Annotated in this window: 13 protein-coding genes; 2 read left to right on the top strand and 11 right to left on the bottom strand. The window is 69.3% G+C overall.

What is annotated here, in order from left to right; all coding sequences use genetic code 11:
- Positions 1-19: 19 nt before the first annotated feature.
- The 11 genes from FK256_RS01270 to FK256_RS01220 form a co-directional block, all read right to left on the bottom strand.
- A complete protein-coding gene (locus FK256_RS01270) occupies positions 20-604 on the bottom strand; it encodes a DUF2273 domain-containing protein (RefSeq protein ID WP_021606505.1) in 585 nt (194 codons plus the stop codon).
- Between the two features lie 19 nt (positions 605-623).
- Complete coding sequence (locus FK256_RS01265) at positions 624-1,886, bottom strand: DNA polymerase III subunit delta' (protein WP_141423403.1); 1,263 nt, start codon at positions 1,884-1,886, stop codon at positions 624-626.
- Positions 1,883-2,650 carry a dTMP kinase gene (gene tmk / locus FK256_RS01260; protein WP_141423402.1) on the bottom strand — a complete coding sequence of 256 codons (768 nt, stop codon included), beginning with the start codon at positions 2,648-2,650 and terminating at the stop codon, positions 1,883-1,885. The genes FK256_RS01265 and tmk overlap by 4 nt, the downstream gene beginning before the upstream one ends.
- A 105-nt stretch (positions 2,651-2,755) precedes the next feature.
- Positions 2,756-3,421: a DUF3060 domain-containing protein gene (locus FK256_RS01255; protein WP_039894015.1), complete on the bottom strand. Its 666-nt coding sequence runs from the start codon at positions 3,419-3,421 to the stop codon at positions 2,756-2,758.
- A 69-nt stretch (positions 3,422-3,490) separates the two neighbouring features.
- A complete protein-coding gene (locus FK256_RS01250) occupies positions 3,491-4,735 on the bottom strand; it encodes an OmpA family protein (protein ID WP_141423401.1) in 1,245 nt (414 codons plus the stop codon).
- 127 nt (positions 4,736-4,862) lie between these two features.
- Positions 4,863-5,876: a sensor histidine kinase gene (locus tag FK256_RS01245; RefSeq protein WP_141423618.1), complete on the bottom strand. Its 1,014-nt coding sequence runs from the start codon at positions 5,874-5,876 to the stop codon at positions 4,863-4,865.
- A gap of 266 nt (positions 5,877-6,142) precedes the next feature.
- Entirely contained in the window at positions 6,143-6,871 is a 729-nt protein-coding gene (locus tag FK256_RS01240) for a response regulator transcription factor (protein WP_009234459.1), read from the bottom strand.
- Between the two features lie 7 nt (positions 6,872-6,878).
- The gene (locus FK256_RS01235; RefSeq protein WP_021606438.1) at positions 6,879-7,484 is read right to left on the bottom strand and encodes a DUF3060 domain-containing protein; all 606 of its coding nucleotides are present in this window, start codon (positions 7,482-7,484) and stop codon (positions 6,879-6,881) included.
- A 235-nt stretch (positions 7,485-7,719) separates the two neighbouring features.
- A complete protein-coding gene (gene topA, locus FK256_RS01230; protein WP_141423400.1) occupies positions 7,720-10,725 on the bottom strand; it encodes a type I DNA topoisomerase in 3,006 nt (1,001 codons plus the stop codon).
- A 270-nt stretch (positions 10,726-10,995) separates the two neighbouring features.
- Positions 10,996-12,330 (bottom strand): PAS domain-containing protein, encoded by a 1,335-nt coding sequence (locus FK256_RS01225; RefSeq protein WP_141423399.1) that lies wholly within the window; start codon positions 12,328-12,330, stop codon positions 10,996-10,998.
- 169 nt (positions 12,331-12,499) lie between these two features.
- On the bottom strand, positions 12,500-13,852 hold the full coding sequence (locus FK256_RS01220; RefSeq protein ID WP_021606435.1) for a PAS domain S-box protein: 1,353 nt from the start codon (positions 13,850-13,852) through the stop codon (positions 12,500-12,502).
- A gap of 288 nt (positions 13,853-14,140) precedes the next feature.
- Here FK256_RS01220 and FK256_RS01215 point away from each other — a divergent pair, with 288 nt between their 5' ends.
- Positions 14,141-14,887, top strand: a complete 747-nt coding sequence (locus FK256_RS01215; RefSeq protein WP_009234464.1) for a response regulator transcription factor — start codon at positions 14,141-14,143, stop codon at positions 14,885-14,887.
- 10 nt (positions 14,888-14,897) lie between these two features.
- Positions 14,898-16,625 carry a sensor histidine kinase gene (locus FK256_RS01210; RefSeq protein ID WP_244936093.1) on the top strand — a complete coding sequence of 576 codons (1,728 nt, stop codon included), beginning with the start codon at positions 14,898-14,900 and terminating at the stop codon, positions 16,623-16,625.
- Positions 16,626-16,634: the final 9 nt, after the last annotated feature.

Here is a 16,634-nt window from a genome sequence, read left to right as displayed (position 1 = left end):
GACAGGTGCACGATCCGCCTCAGGGATGAGACGGGCCGTTGTCCTCTCCCTCGCCGAGCCTATTGCCCTCGGGGTTGTCAGGACTTACCAGGCCCCAGGACGCGGCCCAGATCCATATCCGATCGAGCTCGACTTCCATGAGCTGGTGCGCCCTGGCCTCGGTGGCCGCCCGGGTGATCATCCCTCCCAGTTCCACCACGTCGCCGTTGCTGCGCACCTTCGCGTAGACACTGGGAGCCCCGCTGCTGACATGGCGGCGAATAGAGTGGGCGTACCGGCCGACGACGAAGTCGCTTCGGGAGTCGGGCCAGGCGATGTCGTAGGAACGCAGCGCCGTCCGACTGTGGATGCCGGAGCGGTCGAAGACCGTCCGCGGCCGCAGAGTCAGGTACCCCATGAGGAAGCAGAGTGCCGACGCAATCGCGCAGATGAACACCTCCCGGTAGAGCCCGTACCTCATGATCGCCAACCCGATGACCAGCCCCAGGAAGCCGAAGACAATGAGCCCCCAGGCGATGACCTGCTCCTGCGGGCTCGACCGGCGGACGATCGGCTGAAACCGCGGGGTGGCAGGATTGCCGTCCCCGAAGTGCGTTGCCGTCATACAACGCCCCTTTCACATCTCATGGCGACTGCCTTGGCGTCGACGCGGCCTGGGGCCGCAGCTGGACCATGAGGGCCTCGACGGCCAGCAGAGGGGCGGCGTTGGAGCGCAGGCGGCCACGGCACTCCTCAATGGCACTGATACGGGCCAGGGACTGCTCGGGGCTCGTCGTGCGGGCGGCCTGGTCGACGGCCTCGGCCAGGTCGAGGTTGACGCGCTCGACGCCGCTGCCCATCTGGGTGGTAAGCACGTCGCGGTAAAAGGACAGCAGGTCGATCATGGCCCGGTCCAGGACGTCGGTGCGGGCGCGCTTGGCGCGGCGCTTCTGGTCCTCCTCGAGCTGGCGGATCTGGGCGCGCAGGGCAGCGGGGATCTTCCCATCGCTCTCCAGACCGAGTGCGCGGGTCAGCTCAGCCTTCTCGCGGGCGTCGCGCTCGGCGGTGGCCTCCTTGGCCTCGGACTCGGCGGCCTCCACCAGGGAGGCGGCGGCCAGGACGGCGTCGCCAACGCTGCGCAGCGAGACCGGGGCGAGCAGGAGACGTCGGCGCCGCTCCCAGGCGTCGGCGTCGGTGGCCAGGTGCCGAGCGAGCCCGATGTGCGACTGGCTGGCCCGAGCCGCTCGAGCGGCCAGCTCGGGGTCCGCGCCATCGCGGCGCACGAGAAGCTCGGCGACGGCATCGGCCGGCGGAATCCGCAGCGTCACCGGGCGGCAGCGCGAGCGGATGGTGGGCAGGACGTCGTCGGCGCTGGGGGTGCACAGCAGCCAGACGGTCTGGGGCGGCGGCTCCTCGATGGATTTGAGCAGGACGTTGGTAGTGCGCTCGGCCATGCGATCGGCGTCCTCGACGAGGATGACGCGCCAGCGACCGGTCCAGGGTCGGCGCTGGGCCTCACCGATGAGGGTCTTGACCTCGTCCATCGTGATGATGAGCTTCTCGGTGGTCAGGCGCACGACATCGGGGTGGGAGCCGGCCATGACGTCGCGGCAGGGCTTGCACTGTCCGCAGCCGGGCACGGGGCCGGTGCACTGCAGGGCGGCTGCGAAGGCGCGGGCAGCATTCGAGCGGCCCGATCCGGGTGGGCCGGTCACGAGCCAGGCGTGGCTCATCGCGAACCCCGCCGGGCAGTCCGCTCCCCCGCTCACCGCGTTGTCCGGGGGTGCGGAGGCAGTTCCGGGGATACTCGCCTCACGCTGCCCGGCCATCTCCCGGGCCGCCAGGGCCGCGGCGTTGAAGGCGGCCACCGCGTTCTCCTGGCCGACGATGTCATCCCACACGCTCATGACCGCGCCTCCGGTCGGTTCGCCGGCTGCCCGGCGCCGCGGCGGGCGGCGGCCTCGACGAAGGCCTCCAGGCCGACGAGGACCCCCTGGTGGGCGCCGCCGCGCTCGTGCCTCACGCCGTGGCGGCGCACGGCCGTGGCGGCGGCCTCGATGACGTCGTCGGCCACCTGGTCGACGGGACGGTCGGCGTCGATGACGACGAAGCGCTCCGGCTCGGCTGCGGCCAGGGTGAGGAACTGCTGGCGCAGGGCGGTGCGGAAGGCGTCTCCCTCCTGCTCGAGGCGGTCCTTGGTGCCGCGGCCGTTGGCGCGCCGCTCGGCCAGGTCGGGGTCGCCGTCGAGCAGAATGGTCAGGTCCGGCAGGAGGCTCTCGGTGGCCCATAGGGACAGGTTGCGGACCTCGTCGGGGCCCAGTGCGCGGGCCGCCCCCTGGTAGGCGACCGAGGAGTCGAGGTAACGGTCGGCCAGGACGACGGCTCCGCGCTCGAGAGCGGGCCTCACCCGGGTGGCGATGTGGTGGGCGCGGTCGGCGGCGTACAGGAGCGCCTCGGCGCGCGGGGCGACGTGCCCGCCGTGAAGGAGGAGGCGCCGGATCTCGAGGCCGAGGTCCGTGCCGCCCGGCTCACGGGTGAGGATGTGGTCGACGCCGGCAGCGGCCAGGAGGTCGGCGAGGATGCGGATCTGCGTCGTCTTGCCGACGCCGTCGCCTCCTTCGAAGGAGATGAATAGACCGGGGTGGGCCGTGGCGGGGGGCGGCTGAGTCACCCGACCAGCGTAGCGGCCGTGCGGCCCGCCGGGCTCAAGAGCCAGGCGGGCCACCGGATGAAGCGGGCGTAGTCAGTCTCAGTCAGATCTCCCGAGCGGTCTCGGTCAGCTGCTCTTAGCGCCCTGCTGGCGGGTCTCAGTGTTGTGGCCGAAGTCCTCCACTTTCGGAGTGTTGCCGGCCCAGACCACCTCCACGTTGGTTCCCTTGATGACGACGCGGTCAACGTCCTTGACGTAGACGGTGACATTGCCGCCGGAAATAGTCAGCAGGCCGACGTAGTCGACGAAGACCCTCGCGTTGCTCGCGGAGACACTGAGACTCTCCACGTCCCCCTCGATGCGGACATCGTCATTCCCCTTGTCCAAGAGCATGGTCGGTGTTGCCGAGATGGTCCGGTCCACGCTCTCGAGGTCGCTCAGCCACTCACTGTCGGTGATGGTCGCCTGGGCGCCGGGGCGATCACCGGTCGCGGGCTGGGCGCCGGTTCCGGGGACGCTGGCGCCGGCCGAGGCAGCCGGCGTGGACTGCTCCTGGGTACTCGGGGCGGGCGCCTGCGTTTGGGGGGCTTGGGAGCCCTCCGTCGCTGTCGGGGGCTGGGACGTTGCCGCGGGCTTCTCGGGTGAGGAGGGCTCCTGAGCGGCCGTGGTGGCGGCACCCTGGTCGGCGCCGCCGATGGAGACGGAGCAGGCGCTGACACCGGCCAGTGACAGGGTCATGAGGATGACGGCGGCTGTACGGCGGGGGTTGAGGGGACGAGTGGTCGGGGACATGGTTCTCTCCGGTGTTGAGTGGTGGGGGCTGGTGGGCAGTGGCTCGGCACGGCCGGATTGTCAGAGGGCTCAGAAGGTCGGCACGAAGATCTCGACGCGACGGTTGAGGCGGCGCCCTGCCGGGTTGTCGGAGCCGTCGGAGTTCTCGTTGGGGGCCACGGGCCGGGTCTCCCCGTACCCGACGGACTCGATCGTGGCGGTGACACCGTTGGAAGTGAGTGCGTCGGTCACCGCTTTGGCCCGTTGCTCGGAGAGGGTCTGGTTGGAGGCGTCGTCGGAGATGGAGTCGGTGTGCCCCTGAACCTGGACCTTGGGAGCCTTGGAATCCTTGAGCACGGTGGCCAGGTTGCTCAAGGTGGTCGAGGCCTCGGAGCGCAGGCCGGATGAGCCGAAGTCGAACAGGACGCTGTCCTCCAGGGTGATGACCGTCCCGCAGGACTGCACCGGCTTGGCGGCGTCGATGGAGGGGAAGGTGCCGACCTTGCCGGCCTTGGGGACAGGCTTGGCCGAGACCGTGGCGCCGTCGACGGTGGCGCTGCCCGTGCCGTCGTTGACGATGGAGACCTTGTCATCGCTGTAGGTTCCCGACCCGTCACCATTGTTGACGATGGAGATCTTGCCGTGGCTGTAGGTTCCCGAGCCATCGCCATTGATGACAATGGACTCCCCCGTGGCGGAGTCGGTGTAGGTTCCCGACCCGTCACCGTTGACGACGACGGAGAGGTGGTCATCACTGTAGGTTCCCGACCCGTCACCGTTGACGACGATGGAGACTTTGCCATCGCTATAGGTTCCCGACCCGTCACCATTATTGACGATGGAGACTTTGCCATCGCTGTAAGTTCCCGACCCATCACCATTGTTGGTAACCGAGGTCGCTCCTGAGCTCGTACTCATGGAACCGTCGCCACCGAGGACCGTGGAGCCGGAGACGAGCGAGCCGCTCGCGTCGCAGCGGGCGGGCCTGACGGTGACGCCGGGCTGGGAGGTGATGGTGCGGGTGAGGTCCGGGGTGAAGGCGCCGGTGGACTGGGTGAGCAGGCTGAGATCGGGCAGCTCGAACATAGGGATCGGGGGGATCTGGCCGGGCTCGTAACCGGCCACCGCTTTGCCCGTGGCTGCGGCCGTTCCCGTCGCCCGGGCGGAGGAAGTGCCCTTGGCGCTTCCCGCGGCGCTGCCGGAGTCCGAGCTCGTCTGAGCCTCCTGGCTCTGGGGCTGCGACGAGGAGTCCCCTCCGATGGTCAGGGAGCAACCGCTCAGCGCGAGAGCGGTGACGAGGGCGAGGGAGGGCAGGGAGATGAGTGCTTTGGTCATGAACAGAACGTTACCGGCGCGTTGTCGCCGCCCGGTCCCCGCCCTGTCGCAGTCCTGCGACAGGGCCTCGCCCAGTCGGCCGGGCCTTGCGCATCCTCTTCCGCAGCCGCCGAGCGGGCGGAGGCTCTCAAGCCGCACTCTTCGGTCCGGCCACGGGCAGGCTCAGCCACACCCGGGTCCCCACGCCCTCGCGGGAGGCCATGCGCACACTGCCGCCGTGGCGGCGCACGATCGTCGCCACGAGCGCCAATCCGAGTCCCGAGCCCGGCAGTCCCCGAGCATTGCCGGCGCGCGCCAGCTCGCTCCACACCGCCGGCAGGTCGGCCTGCGGCACCCCGATCCCGGTGTCGGCCACCTCGATAGTGATGGTGCCGGACTCCTCCCGGCCGCGCACCTCCACAGTCCCGCCCGGGCCGGTGTACTTCGAGGCGTTCGAGATGACGTTGTAGATGGCCGAGTACAGCAGGTCGCCGTCGCCGCACACATGCGACAGCGGCCACGGCACCTGAGGCAGATCCAGGCGAATCCGGGGCGCCCCCTCACGGGCGGCGCCCTCCTCGCTGACCGCTTGGGCGGCGTCTTGGACCGTCTCGGCGATATCGACGTCCTCCAATGACAATGCGGCCGTCTCCAAGTCGGCCAGCTTGCGCAGATCCGTCACCAGGCGGCCCATCCTGCGGGCCTGAGCGTCGACGACATCAACTCGGGTCTGCCACTCCCGGGGGTGGGCCTGCGGCAGGTCGGCGACGGCGGCGCGCACCGCCGTCAGCGGGTTCTTCAGCTCGTGGTCCAACCGGCGCAGGAACTGCTGGTGACGAGCCCAGGCCTCCCGCTGGGCCTCGCGGCGGGCCCTCTCGACCGCCCGCTTCTCTCGGCGTCGTCCCACGGCGATGAGCAGCGCCAGCAGTACCAGCACGGCGCCGGCCTCCGCTACGACGAGCGGCACGGTCGTCATGATGAACAGGGGAGCCAGACCGTAGACGGCGTAGGCGAGTGCCGCCGCGCCGATGATGACGAGGATCGCGAGCGCCCACCCGATCCACGCCCTGCCGGAGGAGCTCTCCGTCCCGGAGGCCGGATCGACCGGGGCCGCCTCGGGGGTGGGACCGGAGGGCGGCTCCACGACTCGGCCGGCCCCCATCGTCAAGCGCCCTATCGTTGACTGGGTGATCGTAGGCGGAGCGGCCGGTGGCTGGACGGCCGTCGGTTGGGCCGTCGGCGGAGAAACCGGCGGCCGCTGGGCAGGGGGATGCGGCGCGTCCACCAGGGGCCGGCCGATCTCAACGGTCCGGGGTCCACCGAGGTCCACTGTCGGCGGTAGGTACTTGGTGCGGCCGTCCTGAGGGGGAGCCTGAGGCGGAACCGACGGCGGCATGCCGGGCGCCGGCGGCCCTGATGGCGCCTGGCTCATGCCCGGACCCCGGCCCGGAAGCGGTAGCCGACGGAGGGGACCGTCTCGATGTAGACGGGGTTGGCGGCGGCATCGCCCAGAGCCTGGCGAATCTCGCGGATGCGGTGGTCGACGGCGCGCGTGGAGGTGGCGAAGTCGATGCCCCACAAGGAAGCCAGCAGGTCATCACGCGTATGGAGCTCACCTGGGTGGCTCATGAGGTAGTCCAGGAGCACGGTGGCCTTCGGGGTGAGAGCCACCTCGCGCCCGGCCAGGGTGACCCGCCGCGAGGTCCGTTCCAGGACCAGGTCGCCCGCCACCAGTCTCGGGGCCGAGGTCAGCGGCTGGGCCATCCCCCGGGTACGGCGCAGAACGGCACGGATCCGGGAGGCCAGCTCAGCGGGATCGAAGGGCTTGGACAGGTAGTCGTCGGCACCGTCATCGAGGGCCGAGACCCGCTCGTAGGAGGCGTTGACCTGGGTGAGCAGGATGATGGGGGTCCAGGCCCCGCCGGCCCTCACCCGCCGCACCAGCTCACGACCATCCATCCTGGGCATGAGGACGTCGGTGACGATGATGTCCACCTGGTAGGAGGCCAGGAGGTCCAACGCCTCCATCCCGTCCGAGGCGAGCAGGACCCGGTGCCCGCTGCGCTCCAGGTAGGGGCCCAGCGAACGGCGGATGGGGGCCTCGTCGTCGACGAGCAGGACGGTGGCGGACGGGGCCGGAGCAGCGGGCTGGGTCACGGCAGGCTCACTGGGAGAGCTTCCCGGTGGTGTTGTTGGCGCCGGTGTCCTGGATCGTCGGGTCGTCGCCCAGCCAGTGGACGGTGACGTCCGAGCCCATGATGTTGAGGTGGTCGATGTCGCGGGCGTAGACGGTGACGTTGGAGCCCTGGACGGTGAGGGTGTCGACATCCTCAGCGGCGATCTTGACGTCGGAGCCCTGGACCGTGAGCGTGTCGAGGTCGCCGACCAGGTTGAGCGTCGTTCCGGATCCCTGGACGGCGTAGGAGCCGGAGACCTCCGTACGCTGCCCCTTGCTCTGAATGTCCTTCCAGGTGGCGTCCGTGATGGGGGCGTCGTCGCCGTCCTTGTCATCGTCCTTGTCATTGTCCTTGCCGTCGGAGCCGGCCGAGGAGTTCGCAGACCCGCTCGAAGAGGACTGGGAGTCCGTCTTCGCCGAGCCCTGGGAGTCGGCGCCCTTGGTTTCACTCTGCTCGTTCTGCCCGGCCTGGGTCGCGGCCGACGAGGCGGAGTCGCCCGAGCCGGAGCCGTTGATGGACAGCGAACAGGCCCCCAGGCTCAGGGACAGGGCCAGGGCGGCGGTACCGGCAAGAACGATCTTGGGCAGACGCATAACGGGTTCCTCTCAGGAATCACATGGGGAGTTTTACGCGAAATACAATACCGGCCAGTTGTCCCCTCCCCGTCGCCGATCTGTCGCAGAACTGCGACCGGTGCCGCGATGATGCTCACGGAACAAAAACACCGCCGCACGGCCGCCCGTACTCGCGCCGAGGATCTCTCCCCTTCCCCGCCGAGCCGGCGGGGAAGGGATGGACCGTCCGTCCGAAGGCGCGGCCGCCGTCCGGCTACGACTCCTTCGAGGCGGCCGTCTTGCGCGTCGTAGTCTTGGTCGCGGTCTTCGCCGCCGTCTTCTTGGTGGCGGTCTTCTTCGCCGCCGTCTTCTTGGTCGTGGTCTTCTTGGTCGTGGTCTTCTTGGTCGTGGTCTTCTTGGCTGCGGTCTTACGGGTGGTGCGCTTCTTGGTGGGTCCCTTGGCGCGCTTCTCCGCGAGCAGCTCGAAGGCTCGCTCGGGCGTGACGGTGGCCGGGTCGTCGCCGCGGCGCAGGGTCACATTGATCTCGCCGTCGGTGAAGTAGGGGCCGAAGCGGCCGTCCTTGATGACCACCGGCTTGCCGGTGGCCGGATCCTCGCCGAGCTCTCGCAGCGGCCCTCGGGCGGCGGACTGCCCCCGGCGCCGTTTGGGCTGGGCGAAGAGCTCCAGGGCCTGCTCCAAGGTGACAGTGAAGATCTGCTCCTCGGTCTCCAAAGAGCGCGAGTCCGTGTCCTTCTTGAGGTAGGGGCCGTAGCGGCCGTTCTGGGCGGTGATGTCCGCGCCCGACTCCGGGTCCTGCCCAACGACGCGCGGCAGGCTCAGCAGGTCCAGTGCCTGTTCCAGGGTCACGGTGGACAGGTCCATGGAGCGCAGGAGGCTGGCCGTACGGGGCTTGGGCCCGGCGGTCTTCTTCGTCGTCTTCTTAGTCTTGGCAGGCTTCGCGGTCACCTTGACCGTTTCCCCGTCCATGCCGGCCGCGGCGGCCTGGACGGCCTCAGTCGTTTCCTCGGGCTCGGGCAGGACCTCGGTGACGTAGGGGCCGTAGCGGCCGTCCTTGGCGATGATGACGTGACCGCTGACCGGGTCGACGCCCAGCTCACGGCCGTCGTCGGCGGCGCGCGCGAAGAGCTCGCGGGCCTTGTCCACAGTCAGCTCATCGGGGGCGACATCGGCCGGGACGTTGGCGCGCTTGCCCTCGCCATCCTCCAGGTAGGGGCCGTAACGCCCTACCCGCAGGGTGATGCCCTCGCCGATCTCGATGGAGTTGACGGCGCGGGCGTCGATCTCGCCGAGGTTGTCCACCAGCCCCTTGAGCCCCTGGGCGCGCAGCTCGGCGGCGGAGGCAGCGGCCGCATCGAGCTCGCCACTGGACGCTGCCTGGGCGATTTCCTGGGCGACGGCGTCGGAGGCGCCCTGCCCGTTGTAGAAGCGCCGCAGCCAGGCCACGCGATCCTCCTCGCCGGCGGCGATCCGATCCAGATCACGTTCCATGGAGGCGGTGAAGTCGTAGTCGACGAGCTCGGTGAAGTTCTCCTCCAACAGACGAGTGACGGCGAAGGCGAGCCAGGTCGGCACCAGGGCCTGGCCACGGTGGTCGACATAGCCGCGGTCGGAGATCGTGGACATGGTGGCCGCATAGGTCGAGGGGCGGCCGATCTCGCGTTCCTCGAGGGCCTTGACCAGGGAGGCCTCGGTGTAGCGCGGTGGAGGCGTCGTCTCGTGGCCCGAGGCCTCGGCAGTCAGGGCGGCCAGCTCCTGACCGGTGATCATCGCGGGCAGGCGCACGTCCTTGGCATCCTTCGCACCCGCACCGGAGTCGTCCTGGTAGCGCTCGGCGTCGCGGCCTTCCTCGTAGGCGGCCAGGAAGCCGCGGAAAGTGATGACGGTCCCCGATGCCGTCAGGCCCGCAGTGGAGAAGGTGGGGCCGGAATCGCGCGACTCGCCGGCCGCAGGGGTCAGGGGCACCTCGACGGTCACGGTGGCGGTCGAGCCGACGGCGTCGGCCATCTGGGAGGCCACGGTCCGCTTCCAGATGAGCTCGTAGAGGCGGAACTGCGCCCCGGTCAGCTCGCCGGAGACCTGGGCCGGGGTGCGGAAGTGATCGCCGGCGGGACGGATCGCCTCGTGGGCCTCCTGGGCGCCCTTGGCCTTCGAGGCGTAGACGCGGGGGCGCTCGGGGACGTATTCGGTCCCGTAGAGCTCGGCTACCTGGGAGCGGGCCGCGGCCACGGCCTGGCCGGACAGGACCGTGGAGTCGGTGCGCATGTAGGTGATGAAGCCGTTCTCGTAGAGGCCCTGCGCCACGCGCATGGTCTCGCGCGGGTTCATGCGCAGCTTGCGGGAGGCCTCCTGCTGGAGGGTGGAGGTGGTGAAGGGCGCGGCCGGGCGGCGCCGGTAGGGCTTGTCCTCGACGCCGGCCACCCGAGGCTCGCCCCGACCGACGGCCTCGGCGACGGCGGCGGCCCCCACCTGGTGGAGGTGGACGGCAGAGGCCTTGACAGCGGCCGGGCGCAGCTCGCCGGCGTCGTTGAAATCGCGGCCGGTGGCCACGCGCCGCCCATCAAGGGTGACCAGCCGGGCGGTGAAGGAGGCGTCCTGGCGGGCGGTGAGGTCCACCGGGGACAGGACGGTGGAGAAGGTGGCCTCCACCCCCCAGTAGGAGGCCGGGCGGAAGGCCATGCGCTCGCGCTCGCGCTCGACGACGAGACGGGTGGCCACCGACTGGACGCGCCCGGCGGACAGGCCCGCGCGGACCTTGCGCCACAGCACCGGGCTGACCTCGTAGCCCACGAGGCGGTCCAGGATGCGGCGGGTCTCCTGGGCGTCGACGAGGTGGATGTCCAGGTCACGCGTGTTGTCCAGGGCCCGGGTGACGGCCTCTCGGGTGATCTCGGTGAAGACCATGCGGCGCACGGGCACCTTGGGCTTGAGGACCTGCTGGAGGTGCCAGGCGATGGCCTCGCCCTCGCGGTCGTCGTCGGTGGCCAGGTAGAGCTCGTCGGCGCCCTTGAGGGCCTTCTTGAGCTGGGCGACCGTCTTCTTCTTGTCAGGGTTGACGACGTAGTAGGGGGTGAAGTCGTCCTCGATGTCGACCGCGAACTTCCCGTAGGGCCCCTTCTTCATGGTGGCGGGCAGTTCGGAGGGCTGCGGCAGGTCGCGGATGTGCCCCACGGAGGCCTCGACGTCGAACTCCGGACCGAGGTAGCCGGCGATGGAGCGCACCTTGTTGGGGGACTCCACGATGACGAGCTTGGTGGACACGTAAAGCCTTCCTCACGGACGGTGCGCGGCTGGCCGCGCCTGGCGGGTGTGCGGGTGGTTCCGACGTCGGCCGGACCGGACGATCCGGGCGCTCTCGGCTCCCGACGAGGGTGTGCGGGCAGGGAGACGGCTCACGCCGGCCCTCAGCCGACTGTAACGCACCACCCACCTTTTCCCACCGGGCAGTGTACGGAAAACGACTTTCGTCTCAGAGATCGTCTCCGGGCACGGGCGGCGACCACCCGGCGGCTGCTCGGGGCGCGGGGACCTTCAGACGAGCTCGGTCAGGGCGCTGCGCACGGCGGCCAGGCGCTGGGCCACGGTGTTCTCGTCGTAGGGCAGATGCAGGCCGCGGCACTCGGCGGCCAGCTCGGCCAGTGAGCGGACCTCCGGGAAGCCCCGTGAGGTCAATTGGGCGACCTCGTCGACGATCGGCGAGCCCGACGATCCGGCACCCCCGCCGCGCAGGTCCACCCACTGGCCCAGGCGCCGGGCCGCACGGTCCAGGCTGGAGGTCACCGTGTGGAGGGCGTCGTTGAGCTGGGCGACCTGGGTGCTTACGGCCCGCAGCACGGGGCCCAGTCCGCGGAAGCCGGACTCGAGCGCCTCGCACAGGTCGGTCAGGGAGTGCACGGCGTCCACCTCACTGCCATCGAGGATGGACTGGGCGAAGCGTCCCACCATGAGGGTGAGCAGACGCATGAGGGCAACGGAGAAGCGCAGTTCGGTGACCGACTGGTGCAGAATCCGCAGACGCGAGGGCAGACCGGTCAGCTCAGCACCGGCGGCACCGGTGAGCTCAGAGATGCGCTCGGCGAGCATCTGCGCCTTGGTCTGAGTGCCGTTGCCGGTGTCATGGGAAACCAGCTGGCCGATACGCCCCACCCGCGTCTCCACGGCCCGGGCGGAGCCGTGGGTGGCCTCCATGGTAGTGATGAGGCGCAGGTACTCGTCGAGCTCGAAGACCAGGGCGTTGGTGTCCTTCTCCATGGCGGCCACCGTGTTAAGGATGCGGGCCACCGCACCCAGACTCTCGGGGGCGGCCGCCGGGACGCGCACCCCGGAATCGACCAGGGAGGCCACCTCGCGCGGCAGGGTTGCCAACGTCATATCGTGCAGGGAGGAGAATCCCAGAGTCGTCAGCTCCGCGGCCAACTCGCGACCGCCAAACTCCCCGAGCTGGTGGCGCGAGGCGCCCCGGGCCTGAAGGTCGCGCTCCTTGGCGCGCACACGCCGATAGGCCTCCTCGACCTTGCCCCGGGTCACTGCGTCCATCGGCTTGATCCGCACCGACAAGTAGCCCTGGCGCAGCGGCACGATCGTGGCGAAGACCCGATAGTCCAGACCATCCACCGCACGGTTGGTGATATAGCCGCAGGCGGGACGCTGGGACTGCAGATCGTCCCAGATCAGGCGGAAGAGACCGGCCGGCATATCCAGGTGCCGAATGATGCTGTGGGGAGCCCCAATGAGCCGCTCACGCGAATAGCGCGACAGCGTATCGAACGTTCTATTGGTGTTCTGGATAACACCTTTCAGATCCGTGGTGGAAAAGAAGATGTCCTGCGGATCGAACAAACGCTCGTACCCAACCTGCGATTCCATGGGTGCTCTCCTTCATGGTAGATGGTTCGCGGGAGCACCTCGTCGAGGACCATTTCCTTAGCCCCTCGCACAGTGCCAGAAAAACCCTAATGACACGCACGGGCCCGCGGAAGACTGTTTATGACATTGTCACCAGTAAGTTGGGGCTTATCTTGTAGATTCCCACTAACTACTCCCCCAGGCGACTCAACGTCTCGCGAACCGTTGTCACCCGTTCGCGGATAACAGGCTCGTCCAAAGTCACCACAACGCCCCGGGCCTTGGCGGCCAGCTCGGCCAGGGAGCCCGTCTCCGGGAAGCCCTGCTCTCCCACGGCAACAGCCTCGCGCAGGGCCGCCTCGGCGTCGACGCCATCGACCAGAGCCCGAACCCCCTCATCCTGCAGGGCGCGGATCCAGCGTTGGAAGGGCCGTTTGACACGATCGAGGTTACTGACCACGCTGCGCAGGTCGCCCTCCAAGCGCTCGGCCAGGTTCGCGGCCTCCTGGCAGGAGGGCACGAGGGACTCCAGGTCGGAGAGCATCGCCTCAGCGAGGTCGCCGATGGCGTCGGTGGACTCACCCTCCTCCCCATCCAGAACGGCTGCAGCGAAGATGCCCGCCATCAGGGTGTGCAGGCGCATCATGGAACTGCGGAAACGCACCTCCGAGGCCGCCTCGTAAAGGGACACCAGGGAGGAGTTGAGCTGGCGAAGCACCTCGACAGCCTGGGCACCGCGCTCCTTGACGCGCTCGGAGACGGTGGGAACGGAGGACTCGTCGTCGGGGCTGGTCACCTCCCCCATGAGGGAGCCCACACGATTGGCCCGGTCGATGACCGAGCGCACCCCGCCGGCCCAAGCTCCCAGCCCGTTGATGAGTTCCTGATACTCGCCCAGCTGATAGATGAGCTCATCGGTGTCCCGCTCGATCGCGGCGACGGCCTGAAGGACGGCGGACATGGGGTTGTCCGATTCCGCGCGCGGAGGCACCCTCACCCCCTCGACCACCAGCAGGGCCAGCTCGCGCGGGAGCGCGGCACGGGCGAAGTTGTGCAGGTCGCGGTACTGGAGGCCAGCCAGTTCCTCGGCCAACAGTGACGCCCCGTGCTCGGCGACCTCCCGACGCCCGTGCCCCTCCTCGGCGTAGGCGCGCTCGGCCGCCCGCACCCGGGAGTAGATCTCCTTGACGGGTGTGAACATGGCGTGGTTGGTCGGGCGCACGCGCACGGAGAGGTAGCCGTCCGCCAGCGGAGCGATCGTCGCGAAGACCCAGTAGTCCAAGCCGTCCTTGGCCCGGTTGAGCACATAGACGCAGGAGGAGCGCCCCTGCTCCAGCTCATCCCACATAAGTTTGAAGGCACCGGCGGGCATGTCATCGTGGCGAATGATGTTGTGCGGAGAGCCGATGAGCTCCTCAGCGCTGTAACGGGACAGCGAATCGAACACCCGATTCGTCCTGCGAATGACACCTTTGGTATCCGTCGTCGAGAAGAACAGGTCCTCGGCACCGAAGCGGCGCTCGTTGCCATCGACGTATTCCATGACTCTCCTGCTGTGATAGGGGAAATCGTCCGCCACCGATAAATCGGCCGCGACACGCTGGATGAGGGAGACGGCTGAGATACCACTGAGCCGCTCTTTATGCGACTACGCTACAAAGTAACGTTCTGGTGCATACGGATGTGGGGATCAACAACCGAGACGCACGACCGCATAAGCATGTCACAGCGTTCGTCCCTCCGGGCAACCGTTGGGTCTCAGATCGGTAACACAGTCGAGACACAGGTTGCGCTGTGGTCGAGCACAGCGCCTTCCTGTTGAATAGGCGACGTGACTAACGCCCCCACCGAAAACCTCACCCGTGCTGACGGCTCCCCCCTACGCGTCCTGGTCGTCGACGACGAGCAGATGCTCGCCGACCTGCTCGCCTCCGCCCTGCGCTACGAGGGCTGGGAGGTCACGACCGCCGGGACCGGGATCGCCGCGGTGCGATCGGCTCAGGAGATCGACCCCGACGTCATCGTTCTGGACATCATGCTGCCCGACTTCGACGGTCTGGAGGTCATGCGCCGGGTGCGCGGCCACAGCCCGAACGTGCCGGTCCTGTTCCTGACGGCCAAGGACGCCGTCGAGGACCGGGTGGCCGGTCTGACCGCCGGCGGCGACGACTACGTCACCAAGCCCTTCTCCCTGGAGGAGGTCGTGGCCCGCCTGCGCGCCCTGCTGCGCCGTTCGGGGGCCAGCGAGGAGAAGCCAGCCTCCCTGCTGGAGGTCGGCGACCTGCGCATGGACGAGGACTCCCACGAGGTCTGGCGCGGCCAGGACGAGATCCAGCTGACCGCCACCGAGTTCGAGCTGCTGCGCTACCTCATGCGCAACCCCCGCCGGGTCCTGTCCAAGCCGCAGATCCTGGACCGGGTGTGGAACTACGACTTCGGCGGGCAGGCCAACATCGTCGAGCTCTACATCTCCTACCTGCGCCGCAAGATCGACAAGGGCCGCGAGCCCATGATCCACACGATGCGCGGCGTCGGCTACGTCCTCAAGCCGGCCGCCGGCGCCGACGACCGCGCCTGACGGCCCAGCGATGTCCACACAGCCGTCCACGCATTCAGGATCGGCAGGCGAGCGGACCGATCGGCGAGCCGGTCGCCGCTCGTGGTGGTCCGGTTCCCCCCTCAGACGCCCCCGCAGCCTGCGCACCCGCCTGGTGGTCGGGGTGCTCGGCCTCGTCCTGGTCATGGCGGCGGTCGTGAGCACATTCTCCACGGTGAGCCTGCGCCACACCCTCATGGCCCGCACCGACAGCCAGCTGTCGGCGGCCGCCCAGCGCGCCGCCGACAAACGCCATGATCTGACCGAGGCCAAGAAGACACGGGGTCAGAGCTCCCAGGAGGGACAGGGCAACCAGGACAGCCAGGACAGCGGGGATCCGAAACCCGATGGGGCCGACGACGCAGGGGGAAGCGGCGACCATGACAAGCAGGGGGTTCCCCCAGGGCTCGACGCCGCAGGGCAATCCACCGGCACCCTGACCCTCATCGCCCCGGCGGCATCGGGCTCCGATAGCGAGGCGGCCGCCTACATCGACAAGAACGGCCACTACGCCTCTATCTCCAAGGAGGACTGCCGGCTTCTAATGTCCGAGGCCACCAGCGACCATCCCGTCACCGTCGACCTGCACCACCTGGGCAGCTACCGAGTCCTGGCCACCCGGGACGAGATCTCGGGGAACACCGTCATCACCGGCCTCTCTCTGGAGGGGGACGAGGCGCTCATCCGCTCCCAGCTGCTCATCGAACTGGCGGTGGCGCTGGTGGGGGCCCTCGTGGTGGCCCTGGCTGGACGGGCCATGGTGCGTTCCTCGCTCGCCCCGCTGGAGCGGGTGGCCCGCACGGCGCACCGCGTGGCCTCCCAGCCGCTGGAGCGCGGCGAGGTGAGTATCGAGGACCGTGTGGAGAAGGCGGATCTGGCCTCCTCGGCCGAGGTCGGGCAGGTCGGCGGCGCTCTCAACACGCTGCTCGGGCACGTGGAGTCCGCCCTGGCCGCGCGGCAGCGCTCCGAGACCCAGGTGCGCCAGTTCGTGGCCGATGCCTCCCACGAGCTGCGCACGCCGCTGGCCTCGATCCGCGGCTACACCGAGCTCATCCGCCGTGAGGGTGCCGACGCTGACCTGCCGGAGGAGGCCACCTACGCCCTGGAGCGCGTGCACTCCGAGTCGGTGCGGATGACGGTGCTCGTGGAGGACCTGCTGCTGCTGGCCCGTCTGGACGCCGGGCGCGAGCTGCGCCGCGAGGAGGTGGACCTGGTCGGTCTGCTGGTGGACACCGTGGCCGATGCCCGCGCGGCGGGCCCGGAGCACGACTGGCAGCTGGATCTGGCCGTCCTTGAGCCCCCGGCCGGCGCCACGCCGCAGGAGGCCGAGGACTTCCTGCCCGAGCCGCCGTTGGTCATCGGCGACGAGGCGCGACTGCGTCAGGTCATCGTCAACCTCCTGGCCAACGCCAGGGTCCACACCCCCGCCGGCAGCCACGTCACCACAACGCTCACGCGCGAAGGGGATGCCCTCATGGTGCGCATCCACGACGACGGCCCGGGAATCGCGCCGGATGTGCGCGACCGGCTCTTCGAACGATTCGCCCGCGGGGACTCCTCGCGCGAACGGCGCACGGGATCGACGGGACTGGGCATGTCGATCGCACAGGCGATCGTCCAGTCCCACGGCGGCAGCATCGACGTCGACTCCTCCACCGCGCCCGAGGATCACGGGACCACCTTCACCGTCAGGCTCCCGGCCGCCGTCGTCGAGGAGTGAGGCCGCCCG

Source organism: Actinomyces johnsonii (genome assembly GCF_006546835.1).
GTDB lineage: Bacteria > Actinomycetota > Actinomycetes > Actinomycetales > Actinomycetaceae > Actinomyces > Actinomyces johnsonii.
This window is presented reverse-complemented; position numbering and strand designations above follow the sequence as displayed.